Genomic DNA, 15,692 nt, shown 5'->3' with positions numbered 1-15,692 from the left:
GTTGTAGCCTTTCATGCCCTTGATCAGGGCGGGAAGGATTCTCATAACCAGCGGGTCACTTAATGGGGGTCATGCCATACCCTTATGGGCCCCAATACTTCATCTTCGGTGGGTTCTTTCGGGTTCGCCCGATGGCCCCGGAGATCATCGGCGGCCCGGGCTACGAGCTGGAGCTCCTCGACCAGTACTCGGAGTACATCAAGCGGCTCATCGTGAAGCTGGAGCAGCCGGTCGGCAGAGACTTGTATCTCCGGTGGTACGACAAGATTCAGGACAGCAAGCTCAAGCCCGAGGTGTACGAACTTGCGCCGGACACTAAGCTCGGCACGTTCCCGGGTTACCAGAACGTCAGGCTCAGGCACGCCGAGTTGCAGCGCATCATCGCCAACGACGAGCCGAGCTGGAAGGACGCCCTTTCCAGCGTCAAGGGCGTCTATGTCATCACCGATCTCACCGACGGGCGTTTATACGTCGGGTCGGCCTCGGGCGAGGCGAACGGGCTGTGGCAGCGTTGGTCTAGCTATGCGCACCTGCGCAATCTGACCGGCGGCAACAAGGAACTGGAGAGTATGCGAGGAGACCTTGGCGACTCGCACATCATCGAGAACTTCCAGTATTCGATTCTGGAGATCTTTGACCCGAAGACGAAATCAGAGACGATCCTCCAGCGGGAGTCGTTCTGGAAGCTGGCCCTCGACAGCCGCGAACACGGGATGAATCTGAACTGATCCCGACGGGCTCAAGGCGCAGTGCCCAACGCAATCGAAAGGTATTGTTCATCAATGCTTTCCGCTTGATTGCTTGCGGATCGGTCTGAGATCGAAACGATTTCGAATGGATCGCCTCCGACACCAAAGAGTCCTCCGAGGCCGGAATGTATGGTCGGATTGTGAACCAGGATCTGATCATTCGCCGCTACGTATCCTCGGATGAGGATGTGGTCGTCGACTTGTGGTCGCGCGCTGCCCGTGAAGCCCACCCGTTCCTTGCGGGTGAGGGAACGGGCGAACGGGAGCAGAAGATGCGAGAGGTTTATCTGATTCAGGCCGACAATTGGGTCGCTGAGCACAACTCCGCTGTCGTTGGACTGTTGGGAATGATCGGCTCCGAAATCGGGGGACTGTTCGTCGCGCCGGCGTCACAAGGGTTGGGCGTCGGGCGGGCGTTGGTCGAACACGCCACAACCATGCACGGCGAGGTGACACTCGAGGTCTACACCCTCAACGATCGCGCCCGCAGGTTCTATGCGCTGATGGAGTTCGAAGAAGAGGGGCGTCGACACGACGCCGAGACGAACCATGAATTGATCACCCTTCGTCGTACTGGTCGCGACTCCTCCCTCATCTAGGCATGAGAAACGCGAATCAGCCCGGGTGCCAGGAGTTCCACCACTCCACGATGGGGACCAGCCAGGGAGTCCAGATCTTCCAACTGTCGCCGAGTCCGTACGGCGGTATCGGAATCATGACCATCGTCTCCTGAACGTTCCGCGGACAAACTCGTCAGTGAATCCGATGCGTTCCAGCGTGCTTACGCTTGGGCCTGCTGGTCTGCCTGCAGGTGCTTGACCGGGCATGCCGTGGGGAAGGTGCCGAGGTCTTCGACCTTGTAACCGTTCGGGTAGCTGCGGATGTTGGGCAGCTCGCGGGCGAATTTCCGCTTCGTACGCACGGGGAAGAACCGCAGCAGGCGCGCGCGGACCTTCAGCGCACCGCGTGAGACGACGCGCATCGCAGTGCTCGGGTGCTTGTAGTGGAAGGCGTCGAGTAGGTGATCGTCCATGAGCGCGAAGGCGAATCCCTTGACCAGAGCCTTCGGTGCCAGGTTGTTGGGCGGGAAGGTGCACATCAGGTCGAGGGTGGAATCAGCGACGGCTCGGGCGCCGGGATCGAATGAAAAGTGTTCGCGCTCATAGTCGTCGAGAAGTTTGACGAAGCCCTCGTAGGTGTCAGGAGTGTCTTTGATGTTCATGTACCGACCCAGGTGGCGGTAATAGTTCGTCGACCCGACGATCTCGTTGTCGGTCATCTTCCGCCAGCCGTACTCGTCGAGCCATCTGACCGGCGTGACGACGAAGGTGGCCAGAACGTAGAGCATGTCGTCGTTGGAGATGTCGTACGAGCCGTGCATCTGATTCATTCGACGCACGCTCTTGCGGCCTACGGTGCTGCTGAGGCCGTGCTCGAGGATGGCGTCGAGGATCAGGCTGGTGTCGTCGTAGCGCTTCTGAACCTTGTCGGTGAACTCGCCCGTGGAGAAGAGGAGCTTGCCGATCGAGGGGACAGCGTATGTGCGGAACAGTGCGAAGCTGAGCGCCTGATTGATGTCCCAGGGAAACTCTTGCGCCGCGAGAATGCGCGACATCTCTTCGTAATCGGTTTCGGGATCGAGTTGATCCGTGCGACTGCGGAGGTCGTAGCGCTTCATCTGAACACTCCCTGGGACTGGTCTGCGCGCGGCAGAGATAGGTGTGAGCTGCACCACCGACTGTAGTTCTGACAACACGCGTTGTCTAGGGGGTGTGAATAGTCGTCTTTCCTTCGTTTCGGGCGTTGTACCAGGGGTATCCGGAAAGTGTTGTCGACCCGAGGAGCAGCTATGAGCGTCACACGCACGGCCGGGGTTTTTGCGGCCATCGGACTACCGATTGCCGCGAGCGTCATGTTCGCCGGAGTCGCCTCGGCTGATCCGCCCCACCCTTTCGGCGGCGCCGCCGTCACTATCGGGTGTCCGAATCAGGGGTCGCTGGCCTCGTTGACCGGGCTCACCGGCCAGTCCGGGCCCGAATCCAATCCGCCCATCGCCAAGGGTGACATTCGCTTCGATTCGTTCCCGGCCGCTGCACCCATCCCGGCGGCGGGTCAGGTGACCGTTGCGTGGGTCAACACCGACACGGGCAAGTCCGGAATCGTCGACCTGGTCGGTACTTATCCGTACCTGTCCGCGACGGTGAACACCGGCGTCGGCAATGTCGTTGCGACGGCGTTCGGTTCGATCAACTGGGGCAGTAGTCCCATCTGCCAGTCGAATCCGACGATCGGCAGGTTCATAGCCTGATCTTGAGCCTCGTCGTCGCGGCCTGGACGGGCACAGGGTTGGCGGTATCGCGTGATTATCTGTCATCTCGGAGATACCGCCGGGTCCGCCCCATCCCATATTCTGAAACATGTTAGGTGAAAGCATATTTCAGGGATGGAAAAGGTGGCGACGTGAACGGGTCGAGCGCGCGTCAGTTGATGAGCCAGATGCTCGTCGAAAAACGAAACAGTCTTGCGCCCGAAAAGGTCGGCATGCGCTGCGAGGGTGCTCGCCGAATGCACGGCCTCAGTCGGCGCGATGTCGCGCAGATTGCCGACATCAGCTTCAATCACTATCAGCGGCTGGAACAGGGTACGTCCGTTGGTGTTTCGGCTCCGGTTATCGTGAGGATCTGCGACGCCTTGTTGATGGAAGACGACGAGAAGGCGCGCATGCTGGCATTGCACCAGGTATGGGCGCGCCCTCGTCGACCGCTGGCTGGATCCCGAGTTGCCGGATCTCAGGCTGCCGGTGAAATCTCCGGCAGGCAGCGGGCCAGTTCGTCCGGCGTGTAGAAGAAACTCCCGGCGCTCACCGGAGCGCACGGGGCAGCAAATGCTGTCTCGCGCTCGTTGTAGAGCATTCGGACCAGACGCTTACCCTCCGGTCCGGCGTAGACGTCCCACTGCACGTTCGCAGCCATCGGGCTGACCTGTGATCCGCGCCAGGGGTTGTTCGCATAGGTGTAGAGGTCGCCCTCCGCCTGCGAGACGGTGCTTCCCGGCAGTTTCAAGAGTGCTGCGAAGGGGATGATCGTTTCTGCGTGTGCAAACCGGAAATCCGCTCCCGGGACGGCGTCGTCGCCGGTATGTTTCTGCAGGCCGCGCAGGAACTCGTCGCGCAGGACAGTTGCCATCCGGTAGGTGACGTCTTCACCGGTGAAGCCCGGGCCCTTGGCGTAGAAGTCCTCGGCATCGTTCGTGTATGCGAGCCACTGCGCGTCAGCAGGTTCGATGAACCGCTCGAAATTCCACTTGCCTTCTTCGGCCATGCCCGGAGTGATGATGTACGTGTTGTACAGCATGTACGCGGCGTCGACTTCGTTGTCGATCGTGCTGGAACCCTTGCCACGGTCGACGAGTGAGAACTCGCCCGCACTCAGCCGGTTCACGAAGTCCTCCGAGTAGAGCCTGAGCATCATGTGCCGCGAGACTTCGCGGGTGCGGGGAAGATCGGCGATCTGGTCGTCGACGGCTTTCAGTCGAGGATCGGACTCTTCGTAGTCCTTGTAGTCGGCGTTTGCATCCGAGTCGTGGAAGTAGAGAAGGTCGGCATCCGTGGTCACCGGTGCAACATCGCCGGCGACGGCTGGAAACGCACCGGTCAGCCCTTGCGCGAAGTTCTCGGCGCTGTCCACGGCACGGTCCACACCCGACGAGGTCAAGGTGATGGTGCCCTGTTGCGCTGCGATGGCGTCGAACAGTTGGGGGAGGCGTTCAGTGACCCGCGCGCCGAGCTGTCTGTGTTCGGTGATCCCGCGTCCGCTGAGGTTGCCGTACCCCAGCTTCTTGTTGGCGGCCATGAGATCACGGAGGGCCGGGCCGAATTCCTTGCCGACGGGAGTCAATGCGTTCTCGGCTTCGGCGATTTCCCACAGCTGCAGGCTCAGGTCGTCGTACTTCAGGCTCGACAGTGCTCTGGAACCATGGCGCGCAACACTTTCCGTGTACACGGGGGAGTATCCCGTCGGCGGCGCCTGATAGTCGGCGATGCGCTGGCCGGGAGTGTAGGGCGTCTTGGACGTGAAGCCGCCGTCGCTGACGGTTGGTATCTCTGTCGAACCGGAGCTCGAACCGGCGTCGAGCGAACCGAACGGTGACGCCGTGGCGATGGACTGGACGCTGCTGGTGACAAGCACTAGTCCGACAGCGCCGGCAGCGGCCAGCACGCCGAAGCGTGAGCTTCGCATGGTGAGTTGATCCTCTCCGTCGGTGCCGAGGTGACACGACGGAAGGAAAGTTAGAACAGCTAAGCGTCCGAATTGCACCTATTTGCCCATGTGCAGATGGACGCGGGGTTACAAGTTTCGGATTCGCAGAGCTCAGGAGGGTTTGGCGGCAATCCCGATCGACACGGAGAGCGACAACGCGATGAGGGTCATGGCCAGCCACTGGTAGCTCTTGGGCGTGGGCTGCTTCTTACGTCCGAACTTGCTCACTGATGTCTCCCGTTTGTCCGTGGGTACTCAGCACATATTACTGTTCCATTACCCCAATGGCGCGGTCGACCGGAAACTGTGCGCGATCAGACAGCAGGCGGACCGCGAAGTCCGCCCGCTGCCCCGCGATCAAGAGATCGTGCGCAGTTCCCGTCGCAGTATCTTGCCGGTGACGGTCTTGGGCAGTTCCTCCACCAGCACCACGGAGCGTGGGTACTTGTACGCCGCCATCCGCTGCTTGCAGTGATCGATCAGATCTTCCGGGGTGACGGACGCCCCCGCGACGAGGCTGACAAACGCCTTCACCGTCTCACCGCGGTATTCGTCGGCGATCCCGACGACTGCCGCCTCACGGACTGCGGGGTGCTCGGCAAGAACGTCCTCGACCTCGCGTGGCCACACCTTGTAGCCGGACGCGATGATCATGTCCTTCTTACGGTCGACGACGTAGAACCAGCCGGCTTCGTCCATGAACCCCACGTCGCCGGTGTGGAACCACCCGTCGCGAATGGCCGACGCACTCTCCTCCGGCTTGTTCCAGTAACCGCGCACCACCTGTGGACCTCGGACGACCAGTTCGCCGATCTCTCCGATCGGCAGGATCGCACCGCCCTCGTCTTCGATGCGGACCACGGTGTTGGGTACGGGAACGCCGACAGACAGTGCTCCGGATGTGGGGTCGACCGGCGTATCCGCACCAACGGGAACGGCATGGGTCGGCGACGTGGTCTCGGTCAGCCCGTAGATGTTGTGCAGCGCAGCACCGGTCATGGCGCGGACGGCCTCGGCGGCAGTCGGCGAGATGGGTGCGCCGCCGGAGTAGAGCAACCGTATGGAGGTGAAGTCTTCCGGCGCGCAACCCGGAGTGTTGAGCAGTGCCGTAAAAGCAGTGATGGCGCCGACTGTGAATGTCGGTTGGTGCTCACGAATCGCGTCGAGCATCACCTCGGGGTGGAAGCGATAGGCCAGCACCAGCGGCATTCTCGCCAGGACGGACACCGCGATGTGACCGATCAACCCCGTGATGTGGAAGAGCGGTGCAACTCCGAGAACCGTGTCTTTCGGGGTGAGCCCCAGCCAGTCCCGGTAGACCTGGGCGTTGAAGGTCATATTCGCGTGAGAGGTCATCGCTCCCTTCGGCGGACCCGTGGTTCCCGACGTATACGTCAGTACCGCAATGTCTTCCGGTGCAGCGTCAGTGGTGATCGGATCGCCGAGACGATGTTCGTCGATCAGCGTCGCAAGATCGTCGGTACCGAGATCCTTCTTGACGATTCCGTCGAAAATCCTCGGATCGTTGCGACTTTGATACTCGAGTTCCGAGGTGGTGATAACTCGCCTGACCGGCGAGTCGGAGACGACATTGCGGCCGACGGACTCGTAGAGCCCCTCGAGAGCGATCAGAACCGCTGCTCCGGAATCTTCGAGTTGGTATCCCAGTTCTCGTTCACGGCTCATGGGATTGATCGAGACTGCGACGCCGCCGGCTTTCCAGATTCCGGCGAGCGCAAGCACGAACTGCGGAACGTTCTGGAGGAACAGAGCGACGCGGTCACCCTTCACCAGTCCACCGGCTCGGAGTGCTCGGGCCAGCGCGTCACTCTGCTGATCCAGTTCGGCGTAACTGAGTTGACCGTCGAAGTACTTCACAGCCGTGGCGTCCGGATCAGAGCGGACCGCCGCTGCCAACATTTCGAGCATCGTGGGGTGTTCGACGTCGATGTCGGGGGGAACGTCGTTGCGGTACAACGCCAACCAAGGGCGATCTTCGTATGTCATTTGATGGCAACCGGATTCACGGGAGAGCCGCTGGCCTTTGCGACCTTGAGTGGCGCGGCGACGTACAGGAACGTGTACTGGCCGTCGGCCGCGCAGTCCGCGGCCAACTTCTCCAGATCGCAGATCTCGGTGAACACCACTCCGAGGTTGCGCATCAATGCGTTGTGGAGAACCAGTGCCACACCGTTTTCGGGGTCGGTGGTGACCTCGTTGGCAATGGTGTCAGTGACAAGGTTGGGGATCTCCATGTCCTGGAACCACTGGACGAGTTCGGGGCTGTAGATCAGGCCGGGCTCGCAGAAGCCCTCGTAGAAGGCTTCGCCCTGGTCGAAGAACAGCTTGAGGAAGTTGGTGCGGATGACGAGGATGTCACGCTTCTCGATGGTGACCCCCTGCGCTTCGGCACAGGCCAAAAGATCATGGTGCGTGAAGGTTTCGGCCTTGTCGAGGTTTTCCTTGCCGCGGAACTTTGCCATGTCGAGAAGCACTGCGCGTCCGACGACGCCACGGTCGGCAATCGGTTCGACGCTGGCCTTCTCCAGGCCGCCGACAGTGGTGTCAGCGGAGTATCCGTTCCACAGCGCGCCGTCGTACCAGACGTGGCCGAGCGCGTCGTACTGCGTCGAACCCTGCAGGAACGCGTCGATCTTGTCGTCCGCGTAATGCAGGCCACCGGGGAAGTTGGGGGCGTCGTCGCCGTCCCAGCTGCTCTCGTCGAAGATCTGTGTGCGCTCGGCAGGGCTGCGTCCCGGCCACACCGGATCACCCTTGGGATCGCCGATAAGACGTTGGAGTGTGAACACGGAACCCTGCTTGATGGTTCCGACGCCACGAAGCACCTGTCCGGCGTCGAGGTAGTTCAGTGAACCGACCTCGTCGGACTCTCCCCACTTGCCCCAGTTGCTGGGTGCGTCGCGCAGGAGTTCTCCAAGATATGGCGCCTCGGTCATGGTGATTCGATCCTCTCGCTACCGACACCGAACGATCGCTCGGGCGGACCTGGGTCTTTGTGATCCACATCATGTTCAGGCCGATAATCAGTAGTCAACAGGTTCACCGATTGCCGTGGTCATCGCATTGTTGGAAATCCAATGTTCGGGAATACTGAACACTGTGACCGAATTCGAGAATGCCGTCCTGATCGGAGCGTCGATCCGGCAAGCCCGGCGTCACCGTGGGCTCTCGCTGCGCGAATTGGCCAGGCGTCTCGGCGTCAGCGCAGCTACCCTCAGCGCCGTCGAGACCGGAAAGACCAGAGTCAGCGTCGACAGGTTGGCGGCAATCGGCGGGATTCTCGGAGTGCGTTTCGACGCTCTGCTCCCGGCTGCGATAGTGCGTCCGCCAGAACAGCCACGATGGGGAGGCGACGACGCCGACCCGAACGCACATTTTCGCCCGAACGAGTGGCGAAGGTTCGGCCCGAGTTCGTTCGATCCGGTGTTGGCGGCCGCGCTCGCGGAGATGGTGAAGACCGGATATCACGGTGCTGCGATGCGTGAGATCGCCAATCGTGCGCAGATGAGTGTTCCGGGTCTGTATCACCACTATTCCAGCAAGCAACAGATGTTGGCCGAAATTCTCGACCTCACCATGGCTGAACTGAACACGAGATCGTTGGCGGCTATCGACGAGGGCGAAAGTCCCTCCGAAAGGCTGGCTTTCCTCGTCGAATGTGTGACCTTGTTCCATATCTATCGGCGTGATCAAGGATTCCTCGGCGCCAGCGAAATGCGCAGTCTCACAGCCGAGAACAGGTTGCGCATCACGGAATCACGCAACTACCAGCAATGGTTGATGACGAAGCAGGTCGACGACGGAATCGCTGCCGGTGTGTTCGGGACGGATCGGCCGCGACAGGCCGCGCGTGCAATCGTCGTGATGTGTGTCTCTGTCGCGCAATGGTATCGGCCGAGTGGGCCGCAAACGCCCGAGGAAATTGCACGCGACTACGCGCGTTTTGCACTGGATCTGGTGCGCCTTCAGCGACCGTGACGGACGTCATCCGGTTCGGGTGATGCGCCAGCGGGCAAAGGGGTCCATGCTTGGAAGGTATCCGTACCGCGACTCGAGTAAGGAACGAAACCCAATGTCTTCCAAGCTGTCTCACAAGGCCTACATGATCGGTGCCGGCATCGGAAACCTCTCGGCTGCCGTCTATTTGATTCGAGACGGTGAGTGGAGCGGTGAGGACATCACCATCATGGGGCTGGACATGCATGGAGCGAACGACGGCGAATCTGCCGCTACCTTCCAGCACCAGTACGGTCATCGCGAGCTGGGCAACGACGCGGGCTTCATCAATCGTGGCGGTCGCATGCTCAACGAGGAGACCTATGAGAACCTCTGGGACGTGCTGAGTGTGGTTCCGTCGCTGGACAACCCGGGAAAATCGGTGACGGATGACATTCTCGATTTCGACCACGCGCATCCAACGCACGACGTCGCACGATTGATCGATCGCGACGGCATTCGCAACAAGGGTGAAAACGACTACAAGCACATGCAATTCGACAACAAGGATCGGTACTTGTTGACGAAGCTGATGACGATGCCGGAGTCGGACGAGGCAAAACTCGACGACATCAGTATCGAGCAGTGGTTCGAGGACACTCCGCACTTCTTCACCACCAACTTCTGGTACATGTGGGAGACCACATTTGCTTTCAAGCGGGTGAGTTCGGCGATGGAGCTGCGCCGGTACATGAACCGAATGATTCTCGAGTTCAGTCGCATTCAAACTCTTGCCGGTGTCACCAGATCCCCGTACAACCAGTACGAGAGCATCATCTTGCCGATGCGGGCCTTCCTCGAAGGCAAGGGCGTGAAGTTCGTCAACGAACTGAAGATCACGGAGTTCGTGTTCAAGGACACCCCGCTACGAGACGAGATCATCGTGACGGGACTCGATTACGAAAACGTCCGCACCGGTGAGAAGGGCCGAATCGACGTGGCGGAGGGCGATTTCGTCTTCGACACCAACGGCAGCATCACCGACAGTTCTTCGATCGGCGATCTGGATACCCCGATCGTCGAAGACATGAGATACGCACCGAGTGCGCTGCTGTGGAAGCAGGCCACCGAGCATTTCTACGATCTCGGGAATCCCGACAAGTTCTTCGGGGACCGGGCGCAGAGTGAGTGGACCAGCTTCACCGTCACCACTTCGTCACACGAGCTCATCAACGAGATTTCCCGAATCACCAAGCAGCTCCCCGGAAATGCGCTCAACACATTCGTGGACTCGAACGTGCTTCTCTCGATCGTGGTTCACCATCAGCCGCACTATCACGCGCAGAAGGAGAACGAAGGAGTCTTCTGGGGTTACTGTCTGTTCCCGCGCAAGGACGGCGACTACGTGAAGAAGCCGTTCATCGAGATGACCGGGCGGGAAATGCTGGAAGAGACGCTCGGACACCTCGAGGCGCTCGACGAGAGCGGTGCGCTCGCCGCGCGTCGACAAGAGATTATGGACAGCGTCGTGAATTCGATACCCAGCCATATGCCTTACGCCAGTGCGCTGTTCAATCGGCGCGCCGTCGGCGACCGGCCGCTGGTGGTGCCGAAGCACTCCAAGAACCTGGCGTTCATCAGTCAGTTCGCGGAGCTGCCGTTCGACATGGTGTTCACCGAGCAGTACTCGGTGCGCTGCGCTCAGGTAGCCGTCTACAAGTTCCTGGGGATTCCGGAAGACAAGCTCACCAAGATGCATCACTACGAGAAGGATCCGAAGGTCCTCGCCAAGGCCGCAGTGACGATGTTCCGCTGAGGGGTGCTCAGCGACCGTGCCGCTTCTCGTAGTCCTCGCGAGTGCGATCGGCACGGCGCTGGGCCTTCTCGTCGAGCAGTTCGGGATCGAGTCCGTGGCTCAGCAGGCGGTGACGGCGGTAGATCGTCCCGAGCGCCACGACGAAGTACGCGAGCGGGATGAGCAACAAGGCCATCATGGCCAAGGGAATCCAGATCGGTCCCGGGATCAAGAGGAACAGCAGAAGGATCAGCGTCGCCGGCACGGTGAAGCGGATGATGTAGCGGGCCTGGGCGCCCGGGCCGACCAGATCGTTCCGTACCCAGTCCTGATACCGGTCGGGGAGCGTCTTCCCCAGGAGGTATCCGCAGTACTGAGGAAAGTTCGGGCGAGTCTGTTCGGCCATGGCATCCAGGATAGTGCCTGGTACTGCCGCTTACACCGGTGCCTTGAACGTGCGTCGGTAGGCGCTCGGTGAAACGCCGAGGGCCTCGTTCATGTGTTGACGCATGGATGTCGCAGTCCCGAAGCCGGTTCGAGCAGCAATCGCATCGATCGACAGATCGGATTCCTCCAGTAGTTCCCGCGCCCGATCGACGCGTCTGCTGGTCAACCAGCGGTTCGGTGTGGTTCCGACTTCGTCGCGGAATCGACGGCTGAACGTGCGGACGCTCATGTTGGCGCGCGTCGCCAGGTCCGCCAGGGTGATCGGGTCGTCGAGATGTTCGAGGGCCCAGTGCCGAGCGTCGGCAGTCGATTCCGAAGGTTTGTCGGCCAGGGGGCGTCGGATGTACTGAGCTTGGCCACCGTCGCGCCACGGCGGTACGACGCAACGCCTCGCGACGGTGTTCGCCACTTCCATGCCGTGGTCACGCCTGACGATATGCAGGCAGAGGTCGACTCCCGACGCCACCCCGGCCGAGGTCAGGATGTGGCCTTCGTCGACGAACAGCACGTCGGGATCCACGTTCACCTTGGGATAGACACGCTGGAAATGGTCGGTGTTGCGCCAGTGCGTCGTGGCGCGGAGTCCGTCGAGCAAACCCGCCGCGGCGAGGATGTACGACCCGGTGCAGATCGAGACCAGCCGAGTGCCCGGCCGGATGTGTTGGAAAGCCGCGGCCAACTCGGGGGAGAGGTAGCCGTCTTCGTAGGCCGGACCCAACTCGTACGACGCGGGTATGACGACGGTGTCGGCGGTGGCGAGCAACTCGCTCCCGTGGTCGACCGAGATGCTGAAGTCTGCGTCGGTCTGCACGGGATTGCCGTCGACGGTGCACGTCAGGATCTCGTACAGCGGCCGATCCTCGACGTCGAGGGCACGTCCGAAGATGCGCGCCGGGATGCCGAGTTCGAAGGGAATGACTCCATTCAGAGCCAGTACGACGACGCGATGCGGACCAGACATGGCTTGATTCTTTCATATATTGGCAATCCGGCCACTGTTCTCGATCGAATCCGAACTGCAGAATTCTCTCTGTGACTTCTGAGACCGCTCTCCCCGAATCAGGCCAACAGCAGGTGAGCCCGCCGCGCTTTCACCGCGCCTGGTCCGTCGCGATCGTGGCGTTCCTGGCGTTGGTCGGTGCGGCGAGCTTCCGCGCTGCCCCATCGGTGCTGATCGATCCGCTGCACGAAGATTTCGGGTGGTCGCGCGCCAGCATCTCGGCGGCCGTCTCGGTCAACCTGATTCTGTACGGGTTGACCTCGCCGTTCGCTGCTGCCTTGATGGAGAGGTTCGGTATCCGGGCGGTCGTCACCTCGGCGTTGGCGCTCATCTCGCTCGGCAGTGGTCTCACCATCTTCATGACCTCGAGTTGGCAGCTCATTCTGCTGTGGGGTGTCTTCGTCGGTCTCGGTACCGGTTCGATGGCGCTGGCGTTTGTCGCCACCGTCGTCGATCGCTGGTTCGTCGAGAAGCGTGGTCTCGTGACCGGCATCCTGACGGCCGGTGGTGCTGCCGGTCAGCTGGTGTTCCTCCCGGTCCTGGCGAAGATCGCCGAAACGTACGACTGGAAGAGCGTCGCCTTCACAGTTTCGTTTGCCGCACTGGCCGTTGTGCCGTTCGTTCTGCTGTTCCTGCGTAACTATCCGTCAGACGTGGGTACGACGCCTTACGGCGCGCCCGCCGATTACGCCCCACCAGCCAAGCCTGTCTACCAGCGCGGCGGTGCCGGAGGCCGGGCGATCTCGGTGCTGGTGATGGCGTCGAAGACCAAGGTGTTCTGGCTTCTCGCCGGTACCTTTGCGATCTGCGGCGCGAGCACCAACGGCCTGATCGGCACGCACTTCGTCCCGGCGTCGCACGACCACGGAATGCCGATCACGACTGCCGCGTCCCTGTTGGCGTTGATCGGAATCCTCGACATGGTCGGCACCATTGCTTCGGGTTGGTTCACCGACCGGATGGACTCGCGAAAACTTCTCGGCATCTACTACCTGTTCCGCGGAATCTCGCTGCTCTTTCTGCCGTTATTGCTCGCCAACACTGTGAATCCACCGATGATCGCGTTTGTCATCTTCTACGGGCTCGATTGGGTGGCGACGGTTCCGCCGACCGTCGCGCTGTGCCGTCAACACTTCGGCGCCGACGCCCCCATCGTGTTCGGTTGGGTGCTGGCATCGCACCAGATCGGTGCGGGTCTGGTGGCCTTCTTGGCCGGTCTCGTTCGTGATCAGATCGGCTCGTACGACGCTGCCTTCTTGGTGGCCGGCGCGCTCTGCGCGATCGCTGCAGTCATGTCGTTGTTGATCGCAAAACGTCCGAAAGAGGCAGTATTGGTTGACTCTGTCTGATTCGGCACTGTGATCGGTACCACCGACGGGGTAAGTTGTGTGTAACTCCAAGAACTACTCACCAGTAGGGGTACTGAAATGCCTGCTCCGTCCGCTGCGACCTTCTCGCGGCTCGCCGATCTGATCGCCATCGACAATGTTGCCGATCGCCCGACGAAGTCCATCACCGAGGTGTTCACCGGCAAGGAGCTGGCGATCATCCCCGTCGGCACCGCCGACGACGCACTTGCGGCCATCGCCCGTGCCCGCGTCGCCCAGAAGGAATGGGCCAAGCGCTCCGTCCTCGATCGGGCCGCCGTCTTCCACCGCTACCGCGATCTCATCCTCGAGAACCGCGACGCCCTCATGGACATGGCTCAGGCCGAGACCGGAAAGTCGCGTACCGCAGCTCAGGAAGAAGTCCTCGACATCTCGATGACGTCGCGGCACTACGCACGTGTGGCTCCGAAGCTGCTGCGTCCGCGTCGCGTCTCCGGCATGCTCCCGGGCCTGACGAAGACCGTCGTCCGCTACCAGCCCAAGGGTGTCGTCGGCGTCATCTCGCCGTGGAACTACCCGATGACGCTGGCCGTGTCCGACGCCATCGCCGCGCTGCTCGCCGGTAACGCCGTTGTCCTCAAGCCGGACAGCCAGACACCGTACTGCGCGCTCGCCTGCGTCGAACTGCTCTACAAGGCGGGTCTGCCTCGCGACCTCTTCGCCGTGGTTCCCGGGCCGGGCTCCGTCGTCGGCACCGCCCTGGTCGAGAACACCGATTACCTCATGTTCACCGGTTCCACCGCGACCGGTCAGCTCCTCGCCGAGCAGGCCGGCCGTCGACTGATCGGCTTCTCCGCCGAACTCGGTGGCAAGAACCCGATGATCGTTGCCGCCGGCGCAGACCTGCGCGAGGTCACCGACGCCGCTGTGCGTGCGTGCTTCTCCAACTCCGGTCAGCTGTGCATCTCCATCGAGCGCATCTACGTCGAAGAGTCCATCGCACCCGAGTTCATCCGCATGTTCGGTGACCGCGTCAAGAAGATGAACCTCGCCGCCGGATACGAATTCGGAATCGAGATGGGCAGCCTCGTCTCCGAGGCGCAGGTCAAGGCAATCTCCGCTCATGTCGATGACGCAGTGGTCAAGGGCGCCACCGTCATTGCCGGTGGCAAGGCTCGGCCGGACATCGGACCGCTGTTCTACGAGCCCACCCTGCTCACCGGGGTTCCCGAAGACGCCGAGTGCTACCGCGACGAGACCTTCGGGCCGCTCGTCTCGATTTACCCCGTCAAGGACGTCGAAGAGGCCATCGCTGCGGCCAACGACACCGAGTACGGCCTCAACGCCAGTGTGTGGGCGGGAAGCAAGGCTGCCGGTGAAGCCATCGCAGCGCGCATCCACGCCGGCACCGTCAACGTCGACGAGGGTTACGCACCGACCTGGGGCAGCACCGCAGCACCGATGGGCGGTATGGGTGTCTCGGGCGTCGGTCGTCGTCACGGCGCCGAGGGGCTGATCAAGTACACCGAACCGCAGACCGTTGCCACCACTCGCGTCATGAATCTCGGTGGACCGCGCGGACTTCCGGCCAAGGTGTGGGCAAAGCTCATGCCTCACGCCATCAAGATCATGTCCTGGGTTCCGGGCCGGTAACGGGTGGAAACCGCCAGCGCGTACATCGAGGCAACGCCAGTATCGGTGTGGAAGGTTGTCAGCGACATCGAAGGTATGGGTCGCTTCAGTCCTGAAAATACCGGTGGAACATGGACTTCCGGAACTCCGGGCACTGTGGGTGCAAAGTTCAAGGGCACCAACAAGCATGGTCTGATTCGGTGGAGCACGCACTGCACGGTGGTCGACGTGGTCGACTGCCGGAGGTTCTCCTTCGAATCGGACGAGCCGAAAGCGCGGTGGACCTATGTGCTCGAGCCTTCGGGAACGGGCACCGTGCTTACCGAGACTCGTGAGATCTATGCGACGCCAGCGCTTTACGTGCGCATGATGTCGGGTAGCGGCCTACTCGGTCGGGGTCGAGATCAGCTGATGCAGACCGGAATGGAAACCACCCTGGCGCGCATCAAGGCGTTTCTGGAGAGCTAGAAACTGACACAAGTGGGGCTGCACTCGATTCGAGTGCGGCCCCACTTCTGTTGTTGG

16 protein-coding genes are annotated in these 15,692 nt (G+C 61.4%); 10 read left to right on the top strand and 6 right to left on the bottom strand.

Features of this window, described 5'->3' with window-relative positions:
* The first annotated feature begins 131 nt into the window (after positions 1-131).
* The 3 genes from AC1Q61_RS13125 to AC1Q61_RS13115 all read left to right on the top strand — a co-directional run bounded on the left by AC1Q61_RS13125 (position 132) and on the right by AC1Q61_RS13115 (position 1,482).
* Positions 132-728, top strand: coding sequence for a GIY-YIG nuclease family protein (locus AC1Q61_RS13125; RefSeq protein WP_492650889.1), 597 nt, complete (start codon positions 132-134; stop codon positions 726-728).
* 161 nt (positions 729-889) lie between these two features.
* Positions 890-1,348: a GNAT family N-acetyltransferase gene (locus tag AC1Q61_RS13120; RefSeq protein WP_042920782.1), complete on the top strand. Its 459-nt coding sequence runs from the start codon at positions 890-892 to the stop codon at positions 1,346-1,348.
* A 2-nt stretch (positions 1,349-1,350) separates the two neighbouring features.
* Positions 1,351-1,482 carry a hypothetical protein gene (locus AC1Q61_RS13115; RefSeq protein WP_256718246.1) on the top strand — a complete coding sequence of 44 codons (132 nt, stop codon included), beginning with the start codon at positions 1,351-1,353 and terminating at the stop codon, positions 1,480-1,482.
* 48 nt (positions 1,483-1,530) lie between these two features.
* On the opposite strand, the gene AC1Q61_RS13110 is transcribed toward AC1Q61_RS13115, so the two are convergent.
* Positions 1,531-2,427, bottom strand: coding sequence for an oxygenase MpaB family protein (locus tag AC1Q61_RS13110; RefSeq protein ID WP_042920656.1), 897 nt, complete (start codon positions 2,425-2,427; stop codon positions 1,531-1,533).
* Positions 2,428-2,598: 171 nt separating this feature from the next.
* Between AC1Q61_RS13110 and AC1Q61_RS13105 the strand changes: the two genes are divergently transcribed.
* Both AC1Q61_RS13105 and AC1Q61_RS13100 read left to right on the top strand, forming a co-directional pair.
* Positions 2,599-3,057 (top strand): hypothetical protein, encoded by a 459-nt coding sequence (locus tag AC1Q61_RS13105; protein WP_003943607.1) that lies wholly within the window; start codon positions 2,599-2,601, stop codon positions 3,055-3,057.
* A gap of 152 nt (positions 3,058-3,209) precedes the next feature.
* Positions 3,210-3,593 (top strand): helix-turn-helix domain-containing protein, encoded by a 384-nt coding sequence (locus tag AC1Q61_RS13100; protein ID WP_058227381.1) that lies wholly within the window; start codon positions 3,210-3,212, stop codon positions 3,591-3,593.
* On the opposite strand, the gene AC1Q61_RS13095 is transcribed toward AC1Q61_RS13100, so the two are convergent.
* The 3 genes from AC1Q61_RS13095 to AC1Q61_RS13085 all read right to left on the bottom strand — a co-directional run bounded on the left by AC1Q61_RS13095 (position 3,539) and on the right by AC1Q61_RS13085 (position 7,965).
* Entirely contained in the window at positions 3,539-4,987 is a 1,449-nt protein-coding gene (locus AC1Q61_RS13095) for a histidine-type phosphatase (protein WP_003943593.1), read from the bottom strand. The two genes, AC1Q61_RS13100 and AC1Q61_RS13095, sit on opposite strands and share 55 nt — an antisense overlap.
* A 378-nt stretch (positions 4,988-5,365) precedes the next feature.
* Complete coding sequence (locus AC1Q61_RS13090; RefSeq protein WP_042920653.1) at positions 5,366-7,015, bottom strand: class I adenylate-forming enzyme family protein; 1,650 nt, start codon at positions 7,013-7,015, stop codon at positions 5,366-5,368.
* The gene (locus AC1Q61_RS13085; RefSeq protein ID WP_007735859.1) at positions 7,012-7,965 is read right to left on the bottom strand and encodes a cyclase family protein; all 954 of its coding nucleotides are present in this window, start codon (positions 7,963-7,965) and stop codon (positions 7,012-7,014) included. Before AC1Q61_RS13085 ends, AC1Q61_RS13090 begins: the two co-directional genes overlap by 4 nt.
* A gap of 163 nt (positions 7,966-8,128) precedes the next feature.
* Here AC1Q61_RS13085 and AC1Q61_RS13080 point away from each other — a divergent pair, with 163 nt between their 5' ends.
* Together AC1Q61_RS13080 and AC1Q61_RS13075 are read left to right on the top strand one after the other, a co-directional pair.
* Positions 8,129-9,007 carry a TetR-type transcription factor C-terminal domain-containing protein gene (locus AC1Q61_RS13080; protein WP_371683563.1) on the top strand — a complete coding sequence of 293 codons (879 nt, stop codon included), beginning with the start codon at positions 8,129-8,131 and terminating at the stop codon, positions 9,005-9,007.
* A 22-nt stretch (positions 9,008-9,029) separates the two neighbouring features.
* On the top strand, positions 9,030-10,781 hold the full coding sequence (locus tag AC1Q61_RS13075) for an oleate hydratase (protein ID WP_308112959.1): 1,752 nt from the start codon (positions 9,030-9,032) through the stop codon (positions 10,779-10,781).
* 7 nt (positions 10,782-10,788) lie between these two features.
* Here the strand turns inward: AC1Q61_RS13075 and AC1Q61_RS13070 are convergent, their stop codons facing one another.
* A complete protein-coding gene (locus AC1Q61_RS13070) occupies positions 10,789-11,166 on the bottom strand; it encodes a DUF5313 family protein (protein WP_003943558.1) in 378 nt (125 codons plus the stop codon).
* Positions 11,167-11,196: 30 nt separating this feature from the next.
* Positions 11,197-12,168, bottom strand: coding sequence for a GlxA family transcriptional regulator (locus tag AC1Q61_RS13065; RefSeq protein ID WP_007735863.1), 972 nt, complete (start codon positions 12,166-12,168; stop codon positions 11,197-11,199).
* 71 nt (positions 12,169-12,239) lie between these two features.
* Between AC1Q61_RS13065 and AC1Q61_RS13060 the strand changes: the two genes are divergently transcribed.
* The 3 genes from AC1Q61_RS13060 to AC1Q61_RS13050 all read left to right on the top strand — a co-directional run bounded on the left by AC1Q61_RS13060 (position 12,240) and on the right by AC1Q61_RS13050 (position 15,635).
* Positions 12,240-13,556 carry an MFS transporter gene (locus tag AC1Q61_RS13060; protein WP_030536659.1) on the top strand — a complete coding sequence of 439 codons (1,317 nt, stop codon included), beginning with the start codon at positions 12,240-12,242 and terminating at the stop codon, positions 13,554-13,556.
* 78 nt (positions 13,557-13,634) lie between these two features.
* A complete protein-coding gene (locus AC1Q61_RS13055; RefSeq protein WP_042920647.1) occupies positions 13,635-15,188 on the top strand; it encodes a succinic semialdehyde dehydrogenase in 1,554 nt (517 codons plus the stop codon).
* 3 nt (positions 15,189-15,191) lie between these two features.
* Positions 15,192-15,635, top strand: a complete 444-nt coding sequence (locus tag AC1Q61_RS13050; RefSeq protein WP_030536658.1) for an SRPBCC family protein — start codon at positions 15,192-15,194, stop codon at positions 15,633-15,635.
* The last annotated feature ends 57 nt before the right edge of the window (positions 15,636-15,692 follow it).

It is taken from the genome of Rhodococcus sp. MPR-R1B (assembly GCF_058793255.1).
The sequence above is the reverse complement of the archived record's forward strand: the minus strand, read 5'-3'. Positions and strand labels throughout refer to the sequence as shown.

What these genes read in the sequence shown, in the direction of transcription:
- AC1Q61_RS13055 (WP_042920647.1), top strand. Translation starts at nt 13,635, where the DNA reads ATGCCTGCTCCGTCCGCTGCGACCTTCTCGCGGCTCGCCGATCTGATC.
- AC1Q61_RS13110 (WP_042920656.1), bottom strand. Translation starts at nt 2,427, where the DNA reads ATGAAGCGCTACGACCTCCGCAGTCGCACGGATCAACTCGATCCCGAA.
- AC1Q61_RS13085 (WP_007735859.1), bottom strand. Translation starts at nt 7,965, where the DNA reads ATGACCGAGGCGCCATATCTTGGAGAACTCCTGCGCGACGCACCCAGC.
- AC1Q61_RS13075 (WP_308112959.1), top strand. Translation starts at nt 9,030, where the DNA reads ATGCGCCAGCGGGCAAAGGGGTCCATGCTTGGAAGGTATCCGTACCGC.
- AC1Q61_RS13090 (WP_042920653.1), bottom strand. Translation starts at nt 7,015, where the DNA reads ATGACATACGAAGATCGCCCTTGGTTGGCGTTGTACCGCAACGACGTT.
- AC1Q61_RS13065 (WP_007735863.1), bottom strand. Translation starts at nt 12,168, where the DNA reads ATGTCTGGTCCGCATCGCGTCGTCGTACTGGCTCTGAATGGAGTCATT.
- AC1Q61_RS13070 (WP_003943558.1), bottom strand. Translation starts at nt 11,166, where the DNA reads ATGGCCGAACAGACTCGCCCGAACTTTCCTCAGTACTGCGGATACCTC.
- AC1Q61_RS13115 (WP_256718246.1), top strand. Translation starts at nt 1,351, where the DNA reads ATGAGAAACGCGAATCAGCCCGGGTGCCAGGAGTTCCACCACTCCACG.
- AC1Q61_RS13105 (WP_003943607.1), top strand. Translation starts at nt 2,599, where the DNA reads ATGAGCGTCACACGCACGGCCGGGGTTTTTGCGGCCATCGGACTACCG.
- AC1Q61_RS13125 (WP_492650889.1), top strand. Translation starts at nt 132, where the DNA reads ATGGCCCCGGAGATCATCGGCGGCCCGGGCTACGAGCTGGAGCTCCTC.
- AC1Q61_RS13095 (WP_003943593.1), bottom strand. Translation starts at nt 4,987, where the DNA reads ATGCGAAGCTCACGCTTCGGCGTGCTGGCCGCTGCCGGCGCTGTCGGA.